Genomic DNA, 17,572 nt, shown 5'->3' on the forward strand with positions numbered 1-17,572 from the left:
TGGAGTGGGTGCGCTCGGTGTACCGGGGCGACCGTTACAAGTTCGTGGCGCGTCTCAAGCGGCCCACCGACTGAGCCGGACGCGGCCCGCCGGCCGAGCGAACTGCGTTCGAACAGTGCAGATGCGGGGGTGATCCGCGGAGGAGGTCTTCCGCTGCGCTTACCCGTCACTTACATTGCCTGCGCGTTACAACGTGATCAAGGCGATGAGCGACGAGTGAGGGGACGGATCCACCGATGCCAGACACCCCAGACACCCCCGAAAAGACCGGAGATCCGGTGGTGACACCCGTACGGGTCGTCATCGCCCTCTGCCTGCTCGCGCCGTTCGTGGCGATGCTGTGGGTGGGCTCGTACGCGAAGACGGACCCGGCGTACATCGGGATCCCCTTCTTCTACTGGTACCAGATGCTGTGGGTGCTGCTCTCGACCGGGCTCACGATGACCGCCTACACGCTCTGGCAGCGTGACCAGCGCGCCCGCCGGGCCCGGAGCGGAGGCGGCGCGAAGTGAACGACGGCGTCAACGGCGTGGCACTCGCCGTCTTCATCCTCTTCTTCGTGGCCGTCACGGTCATGGGCTTCCTGGCCGCGCGCTGGCGCAAGGCCGAGAACGAGCACAGCCTCGACGAATGGGGCCTGGGCGGCCGCTCCTTCGGCACCTGGGTCACCTGGTTCCTGCTCGGCGGCGACCTCTACACGGCGTACACCTTCGTCGCCGTACCGGCGGCGATCTACGCGGCGGGCGCGGCCGGCTTCTTCGCGGTGCCGTACACGATCCTCGTCTATCCGCTGATCTTCACCTTCCTGCCCCGGCTGTGGTCGGTCTCCCACAAGCACGGCTATGTGACGACCTCCGACTTCGTGCGCGGGCGCTGGGGCTCCAAGGGGCTGTCGCTCGCGGTGGCCGTGACCGGCATCCTCGCGACGATGCCGTACATCGCGCTCCAGCTCGTCGGCATCCAGGCGGTGCTCGACGTGATGGGCGTCGGCGGCGGCGAGACCACCCACTGGTTCGTCAAGGACCTGCCGCTGCTGATCGCGTTCGGCGTGCTGGCCGCCTACACCTACTCGTCCGGTCTGCGGGCCCCCGCACTGATCGCGTTCGTGAAGGACACCCTGATCTACATCGTGATCGCGGTGGCCATCATCTACATCCCGATCAAGCTCGGCGGCTTCGACGACATCTTCGCCAAGGCGAGCGAGGCGTTCGGCCAGACCAACCCGGCGACGGGCAAACCGCGCGGCTCCCTGGTCCCGGCCGAGGCCGGCCAGTGGACGTACGCCACCCTGGCGCTCGGCTCCGCGCTGGCGCTCTTCATGTACCCGCACTCGATCACGGCGACCCTCTCCTCCAAGAGCCGCGAGGTGATCCGGCGCAACACCACGATCCTGCCGCTGTACTCCCTGATGCTCGGACTCCTCGCGCTGCTGGGCTTCATGGCGATCGCGGCCGGCGTCAAGGTCAGCAACGGCCAGCTCGCCATCCCGCAGCTCTTCGAGAACATGTTCCCGGCCTGGTTCGCGGGCGTGGCCTTCGCCGCCATCGGCATCGGCGCGCTGGTGCCGGCGGCCATCATGTCGATCGCGGCCGCGAACCTGTTCACCCGCAACATCTACAAGGACTTCATCAAGCCGGACGCCACGCCCAAGGAGGAGACCCGGGTCTCCAAGATCGTGTCGCTCCTGGTGAAGGTGGGCGCGCTGGTGTTCGTCCTCACCATGGACAAGACCGTCGCCATCAACTTCCAGCTCCTGGGCGGCATCTGGATCCTCCAGACCTTCCCGGCCCTGGTCGGCGGCCTGTTCACCCGCTGGTTCCACCGCTGGGCGCTGCTCGCGGGCTGGGCGGTCGGCATGGTCTACGGCACGGTCGCCGCGTACGGGGTCGCCTCGCCGACCCAGAAGCACTTCGGCGGCTCGTCGGCGGAGATCCCCGGCATCGGTGAGATCGGCTACATCGGACTCACCGCGTTCGTCCTCAACCTCGTCGTCACGGTGGTCCTCACCTTCGTCCTGAAGGCCGCGAAGGCCCCCGAGGGCGTCGACGAGACCAGGCCGGAGGACTACACGGCCGACGCGGGCGACCCGGGCGTCCAGGTGGAACTGCCCCCGGCCACGGCGGGCTCGGCCCACTAGGGCCTGTTGTGAAAGTCCCGTCGTCCGCCCGGAGGGCGGGCCCGGCGGCGTCCGGTGCGTGCTCTCGGCGTGCCGGGTGCAGGCCCTCGTACTGGGCGTACTCGGGTCTGTGCCCGGTGCGGCGAGAGTGCGTGCCGGGCGTCGCCGGGCAGGCGGGACTTTCACAACAGGCCCTAGGGCCCATCGCGGGAGCACACGGCAGAGAGCACGCAGCGGGCCGCCGAAAGCGACATCTTCGGCGGCCCGTTGACACTCTGAAACCACCCCGACACAACATCTGGGGGTGGCGCGACGGGTGAGCACAAGATGTATGCTCATGCTCGCTGTCGCCGCAGGGGAATCCGGTGCGAATCCGGAACTGTCCCGCAACGGTGTACTTGTGCATGTCCGTTCCTTCCGTTCCCGGAACAGCCATGCCCAGGAGTCAGTCCGAGGACCTGCCGACAGCGCACCCGGCCGTCCGGCTCGGGTGCCTGCCGTCCGGGCCTCGTGGAGTGGGCCGGTGGACCGCGACGCCGTGCGCGCTCGTGTGCTGCCCGCTGCCCTCCGCCTGGCCCCATGCCGAGCGAGGGAGAGCCCCACGTGACCATCGCGCCAGCCGACCCGGCTTCAGCCATCACGCTGGACACCGACGGTCCCGGGACCGCGTTGCTGCGGACCCTGACCGAGCTGACCGCCGACCTCCCCGACGCCGACCCCGGCCGGGTCGCCGCCGCCGCGCTGCGCGGCCGGTCCGCGCGGGCGGACGAGACGGAACTGCGCGAGCTGGCCACGGAGGCGGCCGCCGGACTGATCTCGGAGGACCCGGCCTACTCGCGGCTGGCCGCCCGGCTGCTGACCATCGGCATCCGCGCCGAGGCCGCCTCCCAGGGCGTCACCTCCTTCACGGAGTCCGTCGCCGTCGGCCACCGCGAGGGGCTCGTCGCCGACCGCACCGCCGCCTTCGTCGCCCTGCACGCGGCCCGGCTGGACGCGCTGATCGACACCGGCGCCGACGACCGCTTCGGCTACTTCGGCCTGCGCACCCTGCACAGCCGCTATCTGCTGCGCCACCCGCACACCCGCAAGGTCGTCGAGACGCCCCAGCACTTCCTGCTGCGGGTCGCCTCCGGCCTCGCGGAGGACGATTCGGCCCGCTCGGTCGGCGAAGTCGCCGCACTCTACGGGCTGATGAGCCGGCTCGACTACCTGCCGTCCTCCCCCACGCTCTTCAACTCCGGTACGCGGCATCCCCAGATGTCGTCCTGCTACCTCCTCGACTCCCCGCTGGACGAGCTGGACTCCATCTACGACCGCTACCACCAGGTGGCCCGGCTCTCCAAGCACGCCGGCGGCATCGGACTGTCGTACTCCCGCATCCGCAGCCGCGGTTCGCTGATCCGCGGCACCAACGGGCACTCCAACGGCATCGTGCCGTTCCTGAAGACCCTGGACGCCTCGGTCGCCGCCGTGAACCAGGGCGGCCGGCGCAAGGGCGCGGCCGCGGTCTACCTGGAGACCTGGCACTCCGACCTGGAGGAGTTCCTGGAGCTGCGCGACAACACCGGTGAGGACGCCCGCCGTACGCACAACCTGAACCTCGCGCACTGGGTGCCGGACGAGTTCATGCGCCGGGTCGACGCCGACGGTCCGTGGTCGCTGTTCTCCCCCTCCGACGTGCCCGAGCTGGTCGACCTGTGGGGCGACGAGTTCGACGCCGCCTACCGGGCCGCCGAGGCGAAGGGGCTGGCCCGCAAGACCGTCCCCGCGCGTGATCTGTACGGCCGGATGATGCGCACCCTCGCGCAGACCGGCAACGGCTGGATGACCTTCAAGGACGCCGCCAACCGCACCGCCAACCAGACCGCCGAGCCGGGCCACGTCATCCACTCCTCGAACCTCTGCACGGAGATCCTGGAGGTCACCGACGACGGCGAGACGGCGGTCTGCAACCTGGGCTCGGTCAACCTCGGCGCGTTCGTCGACCAGGCGGCCGGCGCGCTCGACTGGGAGCGGCTGGACGAGGCCGTCCGCACCGCCGTGACCTTCCTGGACCGGGTCGTCGACATCAACTTCTACCCGACCGAGCAGGCGGGCCGCTCCAACGCCCGCTGGCGCCCGGTGGGTCTGGGTGCGATGGGCCTCCAGGACGTCTTCTTCAAACTGCGGCTGCCCTTCGACTCCGCCGAGGCCAGGGAGCTGTCCACCCGGATCACCGAGCGGATCATGCTCGCCGCGTACGAGGCGTCCGCCGACCTGGCCGAGCGCAACGGCCCGCTGCCGGCCTGGGAGAAGACCCGGACCGCCCGCGGTGTGCTGCACCCCGACCACTACGGCGTCACGTTCACCTGGCCGGAGCGCTGGGCGGCGCTGCGCGCGCGGATCGCCGCCACCGGGATGCGCAACTCGCTGCTGCTGGCCATCGCGCCGACCGCCACCATCGCCTCCATCGCCGGGGTGTACGAGTGCATCGAGCCGCAGGTGTCCAACCTGTTCAAGCGCGAGACGCTGTCCGGGGAGTTCCTCCAGGTCAACTCGTACCTGGTGCAGGACCTCAAGGCGCTGGGCGTCTGGGACGCGCGCACCCGTGAGGCGCTGCGCGAGTCCAACGGGTCGGTGCAGGGCTTCGCGTGGATCCCGGCCGAGGTGCGGGACCTGTACCGCACGGCGTGGGAGATCCCGCAGCGCGGCCTGATCGACATGGCCGCCGCCCGTACCCCGTACCTGGACCAGGCCCAGTCGCTGAACCTGTTCCTGGAGACGCCGACCATCGGCAAGCTCTCCTCGATGTACGCGTACGCGTGGAAGTCGGGTCTGAAGACGACCTACTACCTGCGCTCGCGTCCGGCGACCCGGATCGCGCGGGCCGCCCAGGCGCAGGCTCCGGCCACCATCCCCGTCCAGCAGGCGTCCGACCCCGACGCGGTCGCCTGCTCCCTTGAGAACCCCGAGTCCTGCGAGGCGTGCCAGTGATGACCAGCGAAGCCAAGAACCTTCTCGACCCGGGCTTCGAGCTGACGCTCCGCCCGATGCGCTACCCGGACTTCTACGAGCGCTACCGGGACGCGATCAAGAACACCTGGACCGTGGAGGAGGTCGACCTCCACTCGGACGTCGCCGACCTCGCCAAGCTGTCGCCGGAGGAGCAGCACCTCATCGGGCGGCTGGTGGCGTTCTTCGCGACGGGCGACTCGATCGTCGCGAACAACCTGGTGCTCACGCTCTACAAGCACATCAACTCCCCCGAGGCGCGGCTGTATCTGAGCCGGCAGCTCTTCGAGGAGGCGGTGCACGTCCAGTTCTATCTGACGCTGCTCGACACCTATCTGCCCGACCCGGAGGACCGCAACGCCGCGTTCGCGGCCGTGGAGAACATCCCCTCCATCCGCGAGAAGGCCGAGTTCTGCTTCAAGTGGATCAACGAGGTCGAGAAGCTGGACCGGCTGGAGTCGAAGGCCGACCGCCGCCGCTTCCTGCTCAACCTGATCTGCTTCGCCGCGTGCATCGAGGGCCTGTTCTTCTACGGCGCCTTCGCGTACGTCTACTGGTTCCGCAGCCGGGGTCTGCTGCACGGCCTCGCCACCGGCACCAACTGGGTGTTCCGGGACGAGACCATGCACATGAGCTTCGCGTTCGACGTCGTCGACACCGTCCGCAAGGAGGAGCCGGAGCTGTTCGACGAGCAGCTCGGGCAGCAGGTCACGGACATGCTCCGGGAGGCCGTCGAGGCCGAGTTGCAGTTCGCCCGTGACCTGTGCGGCGACGGCCTGCCCGGGATGAACACCGACTCCATGCGGCAGTACCTGGAGTGCGTCGCCGACCAGCGCCTCACGCGGCTCGGCTTCGCCCCGGTGTACGGCTCGGAGAACCCGTTCTCCTTCATGGAGCTCCAGGGCGTTCAGGAGCTGACCAACTTCTTCGAGCGCCGTCCGTCGGCGTACCAGGTGGCGGTGGAGGGCACCGTGGACCTGGACGAGGACTTCTGATCCTCCTCCCCTCCCTGCTTGTGGGCCCCGTCGCGCTTCTGGGCCTCCTCGATCTGACGGTCGACGCGCCTCTCGCGCACGATCCCGATCAGTGACGGGAGGACCAGGAGCGCGAGCATCCCCAGGACGACGGCCATGGCGAGCAGTGTCTGTGTCTGTTCCGTAGTCATGACACCACTGTCGCGCCGGACACTCCTGTCGAACAGTGGCAGGACTGCCGCACACCCTCGATTTACTGCCAGCGGCGAGGCACACTGGCAGCATGCTGAAGAACGTCGCCGCCGTCCTCCTCGACGGTGTTCACCCCTTCGAACTGGGCGTCGTCTGCGAGGTGTTCGGCATCGACCGCAGCGACGAGGGCCTGCCGGTGTACGACTTCGCGGTGGTCTCGGCCGAGGGACCCTCGCTGGGCACCCATGTCGGCGGGCTGACCGTCTCCACGCCGTACGGTCTGGACCGGCTGGAGGAGGCCGATCTGATCGCCGTGCCGGCCGGGAGCGAGTACCACCGGCGGGAGTACCCTCCGGGACTGCTCGACGCCCTGCGGCGGGCCGTGGACCGCGGGACCCGGGTGCTCAGCGTGTGCTCCGGGGTCTTCGTGCTGGGCGCGGCCGGACTGCTGGACGGCCGGCGGTGCGCCGTGCACTGGCACCACGCCCAGGAGCTGTCGCGCCACTACCCGCGGGCCCGCGTGGAACCCGACGTGCTCTACGTCGACGAGGACCCGGTGATCACCTCCGCGGGCACGGCCGCCGGAATCGACGCCTGTCTCCACCTGGTCCGCAAGGAGCAGGGGCCCGAGGTCGCCAACCGGATCGCCCGCCGGATGGTCGTACCGCCGCACCGGGACGGCGGCCAGGCCCAGTACATCGAGCGGCCGCTGCCCCGGTCCTCGTGCGACACGGTCGGCGAGGTGCTGGCGTGGATGGACGAGCACCTCGACCAGGAGGTCACGGTCGAACAGCTCGCCGCGCGCGCCCACATGGCCCCGCGGACGTTCGCCCGCCGCTTCCAGCAGGAGACCGGCACCACGCCCTACCGGTGGCTGCTGCGCCAGCGCGTCCTGCTGGCCCAGCACCTGCTGGAGGCGACGGACGAGACGGTGGACGCGATCGCCTGGCGCACCGGCTTCGGCACGGCGGGTGCCCTGCGTCACCAGTTCGTCCGGGCCCTGGGGACGACCCCGAACGCCTACCGCAGGGCGTTCCGGGGTCCGCAGGCGGCCGCCTGACCCGCACCCGCCGCCGCTCGTCTCACCCCGGCAGCACGTTCAGCCGCAGCCTGCGCGGCCGCAGCGTGATGCCGATATGGGTCCGGGGGTCGGAGCCGGGTGCCTCCTCGAAGCGGAACGCGTTCGCCACCACCGCGGTGATCAGCGTCAGCTCCGCCATCGAGAAGTGGTCGCTCGGACACTTCCGGTTGCCGACGCTGAACGGCACCATCGCGTACTTCGGCACCTCCTTGGACCGGTCCGGAAGCCAGCGGTCGGGATCGAACTCCTCATTCCGGTCGTACGAGCGCGGATCGCGCTGGATCGCGTACGGGCTGTACACGATGTCCGCACCGGCCGGAATGCGGTATCCGCCCAGCTCCGTGTCGGTCACCGCCCGCCGGGTCAATATCCATACGGCGGGATACAACCGCATGGTCTCGATGACGACATTGGCGGTGTGCCGCAGCTTTCGGACGTCGTCGAATGCGACCGGCCGGTCACCGACGACGTTTTTCACCTCCTCGCGGATCTTGTCCACCTGATCCGGATGCCGGGCGAGGACGAGCAGCAGCGACATGAGTACCGAGCCGGCGGTTTCGCTGCCGGGGGTCAGTATCGCGATGACCTGGTCGTGGATCTCCTGTTCCCCGATCGGGTCGCCATTCTCGTCCTTCGCCTCCAGCAAAGCCGTCAGCAAATCGTCCGGTTTTTGACCGGATGCCCTGCGGTCGGCGACGATCTCGTCGACCAGCCGATGCAGATCGGCCAGTGCCCGGTTGAATTCGCGGTTGGCCGGAATCGGTACCCGATAAAGCGGACCGAGGGGCACCACCATGCGCTGGTACATGCCGGCGAACAGGGTGGCGAGCGCGGAGGTGATCCGCTCGGAGCGGGCGTCCATGTAGCTGCCGCGCATCAGACAGCGGGCGGAGATGCGCACGGAGACCCGGAAGCACTCCGCGGTGGCGTCGAGGACCTCGCCGTTGTTCCAGCGCTCCACGAGCGCGTGGGTCTCCTCCTCCATGATCGGCCCGTAGCCGGGGATGGCGTCGAGCCGGAAGGCGGGCTGGATGGTGCGGCGCTGGCGGCGGTGGAGCGGGCCGTTGGCCGTGGCCACGCCCTCCTTGCCGAGCAGGCTCTCCAGGGACTCCCACAGCGGGCCGGAGATGATGTAGTCGGGGCTGAGGGCGAGCGCGCCGGTCAGGTCCGGCGCGGTGACGGCGTACACCGTCTTGGGGCCCAGCTTCAGACGGACCACGTCACCGTGGTCGCGCAGCCGGGCCAGGAAGGCCAGCGGGTCGCGGGCCATCCGCCAGCCGTGGCCCAGCAGCGGGACGCCGCCGCCGGCCAGGGGCGGTTCACGCAGCTCGGGGACTTCGGACGTCGTGGGTTTCACGGACTCGACGGTCATTTCTCACCTGCCGCTTCGTTGTTGACGTACGGGGGCGTGGACCGGTCGTCCCAGCTTTCGACCATGTAGCGGCCGGACTCGTGGTGGAACCAGTAGACGGAACTGAACCAGTTCCGCATATTCGCGAGGCAGGCCCGTACGGCGGCGCCGAGTTGCTTTCCGCGAACCGTCCCGTCGTCGAGACGGTCGGCGAGCCGTAAGACGTCCTGCTCGACCACGAGGAATTCGGATATGCATTCCTCGACACGGCGCCGGACGTCGTCCACCGCCTCTTCCAGATTCAGCCCCTCATGGGTGATGAGACTGATTCCCAGATTGTGCACCTCGTCGCCCGCTATTTCCTTGGGGAGCGAACAGAGGTCGTTGTACCAGGCGGCGAATTCCTGACTCAGCAGGGCCGCCCGCCGATAGGCCGGGTGTGTGCGCACCGGATCGGGCAGTTCGCATTCCGCACTCGGTTCGAGCAGGTCCGTCCAGATCCAGTGGGCGAAGGTGAGCCGACGCAGCGCGAGATATTCCTCGACCCCGGGAATGCGGCCTTCGAGACGATTGCGGAATTCCCGGTCGTAGGCGTCGATCACCGCGTGGAAGTGCCGGGTGAAGCGGGCGTTCCAGGTGTCGGGAAGGAACGAGAAGAGCCGTCCCACGCTGTCCGCGAGCCCGGCCACCAGCGGATCCCGGTCGTGCAGGTGGTCCGCCGGTGCGTCCAGCGCCGCGTGCAAGCGGAACCTGAGCCGCCGCCACGCCTTGGTCCGGCCGTGGACGACGTCCCGGTCGTGCCGGTCGTCCCAGACGAAGAACCACGCGCTGTAGTCGGCTATGGCCTGGAGCACCTCATCGGGTGCCCCGAGGTAGTACCCCGCCATCAAGTCCGTGTAGCACAGGCCGTCGGCATATTCTGCGACCTTGTCCGCCGGCATCAACCGTTTTTCCAGCAGCCAGGAGCGGGTCTTCTCCTGCAACTGCGGCCAATACGGATGCAGTTGCCGGGGAAAGGCCCTCTCGATGACCGGAAGACAGAGCGAAGGCGGGACCGCGGGCGCGGCCACCGTCGCCGTGGTGCTGTATGTGGTGCTGTATGGGAAAGCTGGCACGAACAACCCCTCTCAGCCGCCAGTGGGCGCACACCCCTCCCGCCGTGCCGGGCGTGCGCCGTTGCGTATCCCCGCACTTCCCATTCAGCACTACAACTGACCGTTCTGGGAACGTATTTGCTCCATTCACTACCCCAAGATGCTGAGAATCCACCCCTGTGTGACTGGTTATGGATCAGCGGGTGTGCGTAAGCGATCGAACATCCGACGGACATACGAACGACGCCCGGCCGGGAGGTTCCGGCCAGGCGTCATGATCGCGGGTGGGTCGCCCGGTCGCCGCTCAGTCGTCGCTCAGTCGTTGGCGACCACGGGGTAGCGGGGCTCGTTCTCGGCCATCTGCCGCAGCGCGTCCTTGCGTTCACGCTTGGAGAGCCGGTCGATGTAGAGGTAGCCGTAGAGGTGATCCGTCTCGTGCTGCAAACACCGAGCGAAGTATCCGGTGCCGCGCACCTTGATCGGGTTGCCCTTCTCGTCCTGCCCGGTCACCTCGGCGTAGTCCGGGCGGGCCAGCGGCGCGTAGGCGGTGGGCACCGAGAGGCAGCCCTCGTTGCTGTCGTCCAGCCGGCGCCGCTCGGCGGGCAGTTCGACGAGCTTGGGGTTGCAGACGACGCCGGTGTGCCGATTGCCCTCGTCGTCGGGGCAGTCGTAGACGAAGACCTTGAGGTCGACGCCGATCTGGTTGGCGGCCAGGCCCACGCCCTCGGCGGTGTGCTGGCTCGCGAACATGTCGTCCACCAGCTTCAGCAGGTCGTCGTCGAAGACGGTGACGTCCTTGCACTCCTTGTGCAGCACCGGGTTCCCGACGACGGTGATCGGCCGCGAGGTGCCGCGCTCGCGGTACGCCCGCTCCCGCTCCTCCGCCTCCTCGGTGTCGATGACGAAGCCCTCGTCGTCCACGGGGAGCACGCCCGTGTGCTGCTGATCGGTGTCCTGCTGCGCCATGACCGACGTACGCCTTCCTGCAACCTGAAGTGAGAATCTGCGAGTACAGCCTAAGGGGACCGCGGGGAGGGGCCGGCGGAAGCCGTTCAGCAGACCTCTTCGAGGTCCCGCCAGGCCCGGGAGTCCGGGCTGTCGGCCACCCAGCCGTCCAGCAGGCCGCGCACCAGCGACGCCGGGGCGGCCACCCCGCACTCCCGCTCGGGCACCCAGAGCTGTCCGTCCGTGCGGTGCCCCAGCGGTCCCGGATGGCCCGGTTCGCTGTGGTCGTGCGGGTCGAGGTGCTCGCCGTCGCCCTCGTCCGACGGCATCCGCGACTCCGAGCACATCCGGCACAGCAGCCGCACCGACGACGACCAGTCCTCCGCCGCGAACCCGGCGTCGGCGGCGAGCTGTTCCAGGGCGTCCCGGTCGTCCTCGCCGGCCGCCTCCAGCAGCACCACCCAGGTGGGCACGGGCGAGGGCGCCCACAGCTCGATCTCGTCGAAGACTGGGTAGGCGTGCCCGGCCGACGTGGTCCGCTCGCCGTGCGGGACGCCGTCGTGCAGCACGACCTCGCCCCAGCGCCGCCCGGACGACGGCAGCGGGATCGACAGCACCTCGACGCGCGCGGGGTCCAGCCGCCGCCCCCACACCACCTCGGCCTCGCCCTCGGGCGACAGCCGTACGGCCGCGCTGCCCAGCTCCATCCCGACGGGCTCGCCGGAGCCCGTCACACTGCCGGGGACGTGCAGCCCGTACGCCTGCCAGGCGCGGCGGGCCAGCGGCCAGTCCTGGAGGGCGGTGGCGGCGATCCCGACGTTCCACCAGTCGGGGGCGCCGGTCTCGCGGTCGAGCAGGGCCACGGCCCGCAGGCCCGCGGTGCGCGCCTGCTCCCAGTCGTGCCGGAACTTGTGCAGCAGGGCGAGGTTGAACCAGGACTCGGACAGCCAGGGCTCCAGGTCCGCGGCACGTGTCAGCAGCGCGCCCGCGTCCTCGTAGCGTCCGTCGCCGATCAGCGTGAACGCGCGGTCCGTGGCCTGCCGCCAGGAGGCGGAGGGCCGATGCCGTCCCTTGCCGAAGATCCTCACGATTCCCGCCTGCCAGTTCCGTGGTGTGGGCTGGCCAGTGCCCCCGGACACTCTCTCCCTCGCATCCAACCACGTGTGGCTGGAAGGCCGCTCATTACCCATGGGTTACCCACCCCCGGCCAAGGTCAGACAGCCCGGCCCGCCGTCCGCCGGCCCCCGGCCCGGGGCGCTGTCCGCCGCCCCCTCGGTTCCCCAGCACCCTGGCCAGCGCCTCCACGACCTCCGGGGCGTAGGCGCCGCCGGTGCCCAGCCGCAGCTCCTCCAGGGCGGTGAGCGGCCCGCCGGGACCGGCGTCGCGCACCTTCTCCTCGTAGGCGTTGACGACCCGGACGATCCGGGCGGCCACCGGCTGCTCGGGATAGGGATCGGCCTGCCGCTCGACGACCGCGGCGACCTGCGGGCCCGCCCCGGTCCGGCGCACGACGGCCCCGCCGAGCAGGGCGATCCGGCGCTGTTCGGCGGCGGGCAGGTCGGCGGTGGCGCCGGCCGGGACCGGGTCGACCAGGCTGAGCTGGCCGATGTCGTGCATGAGGGCCGCGTACTCCAGGACCGTCAGCTCCGCCTCCGGCAGCCCCAGGTCCCGGCCCACGGCCTGGCCGAGCGCGGCGACCCGGCGGGCGTGCCCGGCCGGGGTGTACCCGGCGATCTCGGTGGCGCGGGCCAGGGAGGCGATGGTCTGCCGGTAGGTGGCGCGCACGGCCGCGTACCGGCGCAGGGAGAGCTGGGTGAGCAGCAGCGGCACCGAGAACACGGGCAGCGCCCACAGGCCGACGACGGCCACCGCGAGCGCCATCACCGCGCCGGTCGCGCACACCGCGGACCCGATCCCGGGCACCGCCCGCAGCTCGTCGCGGAGCAGCGGCCCGAAGGGCCAGCCGGTCGCGGAGTGCGCGAGCGCGGCGGCCACCACGGCGTCGCACAGCACGGTCAGCACCAGCAGGGCGAGCAGCAGCAGCGCGTACGCCGGGCCGCTCCAGCCGTCGAAGAAGCCCCGGTGGTAGAGCGGCTGGAAGCACACGGCGGTGAAGCCGACGGCCAGGATCCGCCGGACCAGGTGGTCGAGGACGGGGCCCTGTCCCCGGGCCAGCCGCGGCACGCTGCCGAGCAGCGCGGCGGCGGCCACGACACAGACCACCTGCGCCACCCCGTGGTGCGTGGGCTGCCCGGCGTGCTCGCCGAGCAGCGCGTACGACAGGGCCCCGGCGGCGCCGAGCGGGGCGGCCTCGCGCAGCCCGGACCCGGTGGTCCCCTGCGTGCCGTGCGAGGCCGTCCCGTGCGAGGCCGTCGGATGCGCGGCCGTCGGGTCCGGGCCGAGGCGGGCGCCGGGGCGGATCAGCTCGCCGACGGCCACCAGGACGCCGAAGGCGAGGGCGGTCGGGCGGGCGTCGAGGCCGTCGGCCAGAGTGACGAGGAGGGAGCCCGCAGCGAGCAGGGCGGCGGCGGACCGCAGGGCGAGCAGCGGGAGGCGGGAGGTCATCGGCGCGCCCCGGAGGAGCGGTCCGTCGAGGGGAAGTCCGTGGAGGGGCGGTCCGTGGCGGACGGGGATCGGGGTGCCGGCTGGCCGGGCAGGTTCGCCGCGGGCTCGTCGGCCGTGACCACCGGGTGCCAGCCCTCGCGGCCGATCACCCGCACCAGGGCCGTCACCATCCGCGGGTCGAAGTGCGCCCCCGCGCACCGCCGCAGCTCCGCCAGCGCCTGGTCCACCGGCCGCGCCCGGCTGTAGCTGCGGTTGGACGTCATCGCGTCGAAGGCGTCGGCGACGGCCACCACCCGCGCGGGCTCCGGGATCTGACTGCCCACCAGGCCGTAGGGGTAGCCGCTGCCGTCGATGCGTTCATGGTGGTGGAGGATCGCCGAGCGGGCCTCGCCGAGGAAGGAGATGCCCCGGGTGATCTCGTGGCCGTACTCGGGATGCAGCTCGATCACACGCCGTTCCTCGGGGGTCAGCGGGCCGTCCTTGCGGAGCAGCCGGGTGGGGACGCCGAGCTTGCCGACGTCGTGCAGGATCCCGGCGAACCGCAGCACCTCGACGCGCCCCTCGTCCATGCCGAGTTCGCGCGCGATCATCATGGACGCCTGGCCGACCCGCTCGCTGTGCCCGCGCGTGTACCCGTCCTTGATGTCGACGGCCTGCACCAGCGCCCTGATGGTGGCGCGGTGGGCGGCGTGCTCGCGGTGGTACTGGGCGAAGACCCACCAGGAGACGCCCACCGGGAACAGCACGAGCAGCGCGGAGACCGGCCCGTAGGGGCTGCGCCAGAGCACGGCGGTCATCAGTCCGGCCAGTCCGTGCACGGCCAGCGGCGCGAGGGAGCGGACGAACAGACTCCGGCAGATCCGCCGCGGGGGCAGCCCCTCGGCGAGCGTGCGCATACCGCCGTCCAGCAGGGCGAGGGCGGCGCAGTAGACGAGGACGGCCGCGCCCGCCGGGAGCAGCGCGTACGGCAGCGCGGCGCCGAGCACGGTCTCCGGGCCGCCGAGCGCGCCGTGCACGCGCGCGGCGGCCCATACGGCGAGGGCGGACTGGGCCGCGCGCCAGATCCGGCGCAGCGGAGCGGGGCCCTGCTCGACGTGCGAGAGCAGCGCGCCGGGCAGGGGGACGAGGGCGGCGGCGGGGGCCGGCAGCAGAAAGGCCCCGGCCAGCAGCACGGTGGAGAAGGTGCCCGCGAACCGGCGCCGGGCGATCCGCTCGCCCCCGGCGTACAGGGCGGCGAGCAGCGCGACGGTCCACCACGGGGTCCGTACGGTGCTGAGCGGGGCGAGGCAGACCAGGGCGCCGAGCACGGCCGCGGCGGCGTAGACACGCGCGCGTGCCGGTACTGCCTGCATGTGCGCCCTCCCCCAGCCGTGCCGTTCCGGGCTCAGGAGCCTAGGGGGGCCGGGGGCGGTCGTGCGGGCGTATCACCCGCCGATTAGCACATTCGAGTGATACGAGGGCGGTTCAGGACTCCTGGGGAGTCGGCGTCGGCGAGGCCGGAGCCGCCGGCGAGGCCGTCACGTCGTGCTCGGGCACGGCCTGTCCGGAGCGGATCAGGTCGAGCCGGCCGAGGACCTTGGCGCGCAGGTCGGTCGGCACGTCGTCATGTCCGCAGCACCGCTTGACCAGCTTCTTCACGGCCTGCTCCAGGCCGTACTTCTCCAGACACGGCGAGCACTCGTCGAAGTGGACCTTGATCTTGTCGCGGTCCCCCTCCGGCATCTCGCTGTCGAGGAACTCGTAGAGATGGTCGAGGACCTCGCTGCAATCCGTCTCGTGCGGCTCTCCGCAGCTCATGAGCCCGAGCCTTTCGCTTCGTTCGACTCTCCGGCGCCGGCCGGGACCAGCCCGCGCTCACGGGCGTAGTCCTCGAGCATGCCGCGCAGTTGACGGCGGCCCCGGTGCAGCCGGGACATCACCGTACCGATGGGTGTCCCCATGATGTCCGCGATCTCCTTGTACGCAAAGCCCTCGACATCCGCCAGATACACGGCGATGCGGAACTCCTCGGGGATCGCCTGAAGGGCTTCCTTCACATCCGAGTCGGGCAGGTGGTCCAGCGCCTGCGACTCGGCGGAGCGCAGACCGGTCGACATGTGCGACTCGGCACGGGCGAGCTGCCAGTCCTCGATCTCCTCGGCCGCGCTGCGCTGGGGTTCGCGCTGCTTCTTGCGGTAGGAGTTGATGAACGTGTTGGTGAGGATCCGGTACAGCCACGCCTTGAGGTTGGTGCCCTCGCGGAACTGGTGGAAGGACGCGTACGCCTTGGCGTAGGTCTCCTGCACCAGGTCTTCCGCGTCGGCCGGGTTGCGCGTCATGCGCAGCGCGGCCGAGTACATCTGGTCGAGGAACTCCAGCGCGTCCCGCTCGAAGCGCGCGCTGCGCTCCGCGCTCGACTCCGGGCTGCTCGCGCCGTCGGTGCCCTGGCCCTCGGGCAGCTCCGCCTGGCCGTTGTCGGTCCCTGCGTCGGTACCGGTGACCGGACCCACCTCCTCAAGATCGCGGGCAGGACCGAAACCGGTCCCACTCGAATCGGAGGATAGACGACTACCCGTACCGGCCGCCCCTCGAACAGGGGTGGTCCGGGCCGCGTGCAGCACCGTCCAGTCCAGGTCGGTACGGCTGCTGCGGCTCGGGCAGATGGTCGAACCCATGCGGCGGACTTCCTCTCCCACGTCGTCGGTGCCGGGTGTCCGGCGCCTCTGATCCGCACAACAGAGAGGGGGGCCGCAACATTCCCCAACCTTTACCCGGGCGCCCCTTACCCGAGCGACGCGGTCCAGCGCACGACGGCGGACGTGACGATCTCCAGGGCCTCGTCCTGCCCGATCGCGGCCCGCTTGGGCACGGCGAGGCCGTGGTCGCCGTGCGGCACCTCCACCAGCTCGTGGTCCCCGCCCTCGGGGAACTCCGCGGGCCGGCCGAAGGTGTCGTTGCCGCCCTGGACGACGAGCGTGGGCACCCCGGCGCCGAGCAGTTCGGCGGCGCGGGACTTATCGGGGCGGCCCGGCGGGTGCAGCGGGAAGCCGAGCGCGAGGACGGCGTGCGCGCCGAGTTCCCCGGCGGTACGGCAGGCCACCCGGGCCCCGGCCGACCGGCCGCCGGAGATCACCGGCAGGCCGGGCTCCGCGACGGCCGGCCAGATCCCGCGCCAGCCGGTGTCCAGCGTCTTCGGCGCCGGTGCCACCTTGCGGCCGGCCACCCGCCAGGGCTGCTCGACCAGGGCGACGGTGACGCCGTGGCCGGGCAGGACCCGGGCCAGCGCCTGGAGGTCACGCGCCTCGACACCGCCGCCGGCACCATGGCCGAGGGCGAGGACGAACCGCGGCCGGGCGGCCGGATGCCAGATGACACGGGCGTCGCCCGCGTCGGTGGGGACGGTCTGTGCGGTCACGGTGGTCACGTCAGAAGAGTGTGCCCTCCTCCGGGCCCTCCAGCTCCTTCAGCAGCTCCGGACCGGCGTTGCGGACGTTGCTGACGGCCGTCGAGACCGGGTAGGCGCGCATCAGACCGGCCGGCGGCGGCTCCAGGAGGGAGCGCAGCTCCTCCGGGTCGGTGCGGGCCGGGTCGAGCCAGGCGTCCCAGCGGTCCGGGGTGAGCATCAGCGGCATCCGGGGGTGGATGTCGGCGAGGGCGTCGGGGCCGTCGGCGGGGGCCACCGCGAGCGGCGAGGTCTCCGCCTCGGTGGTGATCACCGAGCAGGTCACCCACCAGGCCAGCGGATGGTCGTCGGGCAGGGTGCGGTCCCGCCAGAACTCGTAGAGCCCGGCCATCGCGAACACCGAGCCGTCGGCGGGCAGCACGAAGTAGGGCTGCTTGCGGGGGCGCTTGCGCTTCCCCTCGACCTCCAGGTCCCGCTCCTCCTTGGCCGTGACCCACTCGTAGTAGCCGTCGGCGGGCAGGATGCAGCGCCGGGAGGAGAAGGCCCGGCGGTACGACGGCTTCTCGTGCACGGTCTCCGCGCGCGCGTTGATCATCCGGGCGGCGCCCTCGGGCGACTTGGCCCAGGACGGCACCAGGCCCCACTTCAGCTTGCGCAACTGGCGAACCGGGCGCGGATCGGCGGCGTCTTTCACCGGACGGTCGAGGACGGCGTAGACCTCCTTGGTCGGCGCCACGTTGTAATCCGGCTCCAGAGTCTCCTCCGGCTCCCACTTCTCGATCTCAAAGATTCCTGCGAGATCCTCGGGCCTGCGACTCGCTGCATACCGTCCGCACATGCGTGCCACACTGCCAGATCCGATACGCCGAGAGGGAGCCACC

The 17,572-nt window shown here is 70.9% G+C and carries 16 protein-coding genes and 1 riboswitch; of the genes, 5 read left to right on the top strand and 11 right to left on the bottom strand.

Going from position 1 to position 17,572, the window contains the following annotated elements; translation table 11 throughout:
- Positions 1–236: 236 nt before the first annotated feature.
- The 4 genes from G6W55_RS31115 (at position 237) to G6W55_RS31130 (ending at position 6,102) form a co-directional block, all read left to right on the top strand.
- Positions 237–512, top strand: coding sequence for a DUF3311 domain-containing protein (locus G6W55_RS31115; RefSeq protein ID WP_175524062.1), 276 nt, complete (start codon positions 237–239; stop codon positions 510–512).
- Positions 509–2,137, top strand: a complete 1,629-nt coding sequence (gene mctP / locus G6W55_RS31120) for a monocarboxylate uptake permease MctP (protein ID WP_078634767.1) — start codon at positions 509–511, stop codon at positions 2,135–2,137. Before G6W55_RS31115 ends, mctP begins: the two co-directional genes overlap by 4 nt.
- 335 nt (positions 2,138–2,472) lie before the next feature.
- Positions 2,473–2,575: riboswitch (cobalamin riboswitch) on the top strand.
- 120 nt (positions 2,576–2,695) lie between these two features.
- Entirely contained in the window at positions 2,696–5,089 is a 2,394-nt protein-coding gene (locus G6W55_RS31125) for a ribonucleoside-diphosphate reductase subunit alpha (protein ID WP_175524063.1), read from the top strand.
- The gene (locus G6W55_RS31130; protein ID WP_175524064.1) at positions 5,089–6,102 is read left to right on the top strand and encodes a ribonucleotide-diphosphate reductase subunit beta; all 1,014 of its coding nucleotides are present in this window, start codon (positions 5,089–5,091) and stop codon (positions 6,100–6,102) included. The genes G6W55_RS31125 and G6W55_RS31130 overlap by 1 nt, the downstream gene beginning before the upstream one ends.
- Here G6W55_RS31130 and G6W55_RS31135 read toward each other — a convergent pair.
- Positions 6,015–6,272 carry a hypothetical protein gene (locus G6W55_RS31135; RefSeq protein ID WP_175524065.1) on the bottom strand — a complete coding sequence of 86 codons (258 nt, stop codon included), beginning with the start codon at positions 6,270–6,272 and terminating at the stop codon, positions 6,015–6,017. The genes G6W55_RS31130 and G6W55_RS31135 overlap by 88 nt on opposite strands.
- A 92-nt stretch (positions 6,273–6,364) precedes the next feature.
- Here G6W55_RS31135 and G6W55_RS31140 point away from each other — a divergent pair, with 92 nt between their 5' ends.
- Positions 6,365–7,333 carry a GlxA family transcriptional regulator gene (locus tag G6W55_RS31140; RefSeq protein ID WP_175524066.1) on the top strand — a complete coding sequence of 323 codons (969 nt, stop codon included), beginning with the start codon at positions 6,365–6,367 and terminating at the stop codon, positions 7,331–7,333.
- A gap of 22 nt (positions 7,334–7,355) precedes the next feature.
- On the opposite strand, the gene G6W55_RS31145 is transcribed toward G6W55_RS31140, so the two are convergent.
- The 10 genes from G6W55_RS31145 to G6W55_RS31190 all read right to left on the bottom strand — a co-directional run bounded on the left by G6W55_RS31145 (position 7,356) and on the right by G6W55_RS31190 (position 17,529).
- The gene (locus tag G6W55_RS31145) at positions 7,356–8,726 is read right to left on the bottom strand and encodes a cytochrome P450 (protein ID WP_175524067.1); all 1,371 of its coding nucleotides are present in this window, start codon (positions 8,724–8,726) and stop codon (positions 7,356–7,358) included.
- Positions 8,723–9,775 (bottom strand): epi-isozizaene synthase, encoded by a 1,053-nt coding sequence (cyc1, locus tag G6W55_RS31150; protein ID WP_309243854.1) that lies wholly within the window; start codon positions 9,773–9,775, stop codon positions 8,723–8,725. Before cyc1 ends, G6W55_RS31145 begins: the two co-directional genes overlap by 4 nt.
- A 339-nt stretch (positions 9,776–10,114) precedes the next feature.
- On the bottom strand, positions 10,115–10,765 hold the full coding sequence (gene def / locus G6W55_RS31155; protein WP_085210108.1) for a peptide deformylase: 651 nt from the start codon (positions 10,763–10,765) through the stop codon (positions 10,115–10,117).
- An 86-nt stretch (positions 10,766–10,851) separates the two neighbouring features.
- The gene (locus G6W55_RS31160; RefSeq protein WP_175524068.1) at positions 10,852–11,832 is read right to left on the bottom strand and encodes a hypothetical protein; all 981 of its coding nucleotides are present in this window, start codon (positions 11,830–11,832) and stop codon (positions 10,852–10,854) included.
- A 94-nt stretch (positions 11,833–11,926) separates the two neighbouring features.
- Complete coding sequence (locus G6W55_RS31165; protein WP_175524069.1) at positions 11,927–13,309, bottom strand: HD-GYP domain-containing protein; 1,383 nt, start codon at positions 13,307–13,309, stop codon at positions 11,927–11,929.
- Entirely contained in the window at positions 13,306–14,661 is a 1,356-nt protein-coding gene (locus G6W55_RS31170; protein ID WP_175524070.1) for an HD-GYP domain-containing protein, read from the bottom strand. The genes G6W55_RS31165 and G6W55_RS31170 overlap by 4 nt, the downstream gene beginning before the upstream one ends.
- A gap of 112 nt (positions 14,662–14,773) precedes the next feature.
- Positions 14,774–15,106, bottom strand: coding sequence for a mycothiol system anti-sigma-R factor (gene rsrA / locus G6W55_RS31175; protein ID WP_175524071.1), 333 nt, complete (start codon positions 15,104–15,106; stop codon positions 14,774–14,776).
- Entirely contained in the window at positions 15,103–15,798 is a 696-nt protein-coding gene (gene sigR / locus G6W55_RS31180) for a sigma-70 family RNA polymerase sigma factor (protein WP_205073972.1), read from the bottom strand. Before sigR ends, rsrA begins: the two co-directional genes overlap by 4 nt.
- Positions 15,799–16,070: 272 nt before the next feature.
- Positions 16,071–16,712, bottom strand: a complete 642-nt coding sequence (locus tag G6W55_RS31185) for an alpha/beta family hydrolase (RefSeq protein WP_375372487.1) — start codon at positions 16,710–16,712, stop codon at positions 16,071–16,073.
- A 1-nt stretch (position 16,713) separates the two neighbouring features.
- Complete coding sequence (locus G6W55_RS31190) at positions 16,714–17,529, bottom strand: SOS response-associated peptidase (protein WP_175524072.1); 816 nt, start codon at positions 17,527–17,529, stop codon at positions 16,714–16,716.
- Positions 17,530–17,572 lie beyond the last annotated feature (43 nt).

The organism is Streptomyces sp. CAI-85 (genome assembly GCF_013363615.1).
GTDB classification, from domain to species: Bacteria; Actinomycetota; Actinomycetes; order Streptomycetales; family Streptomycetaceae; genus Streptomyces; species Streptomyces antibioticus_B.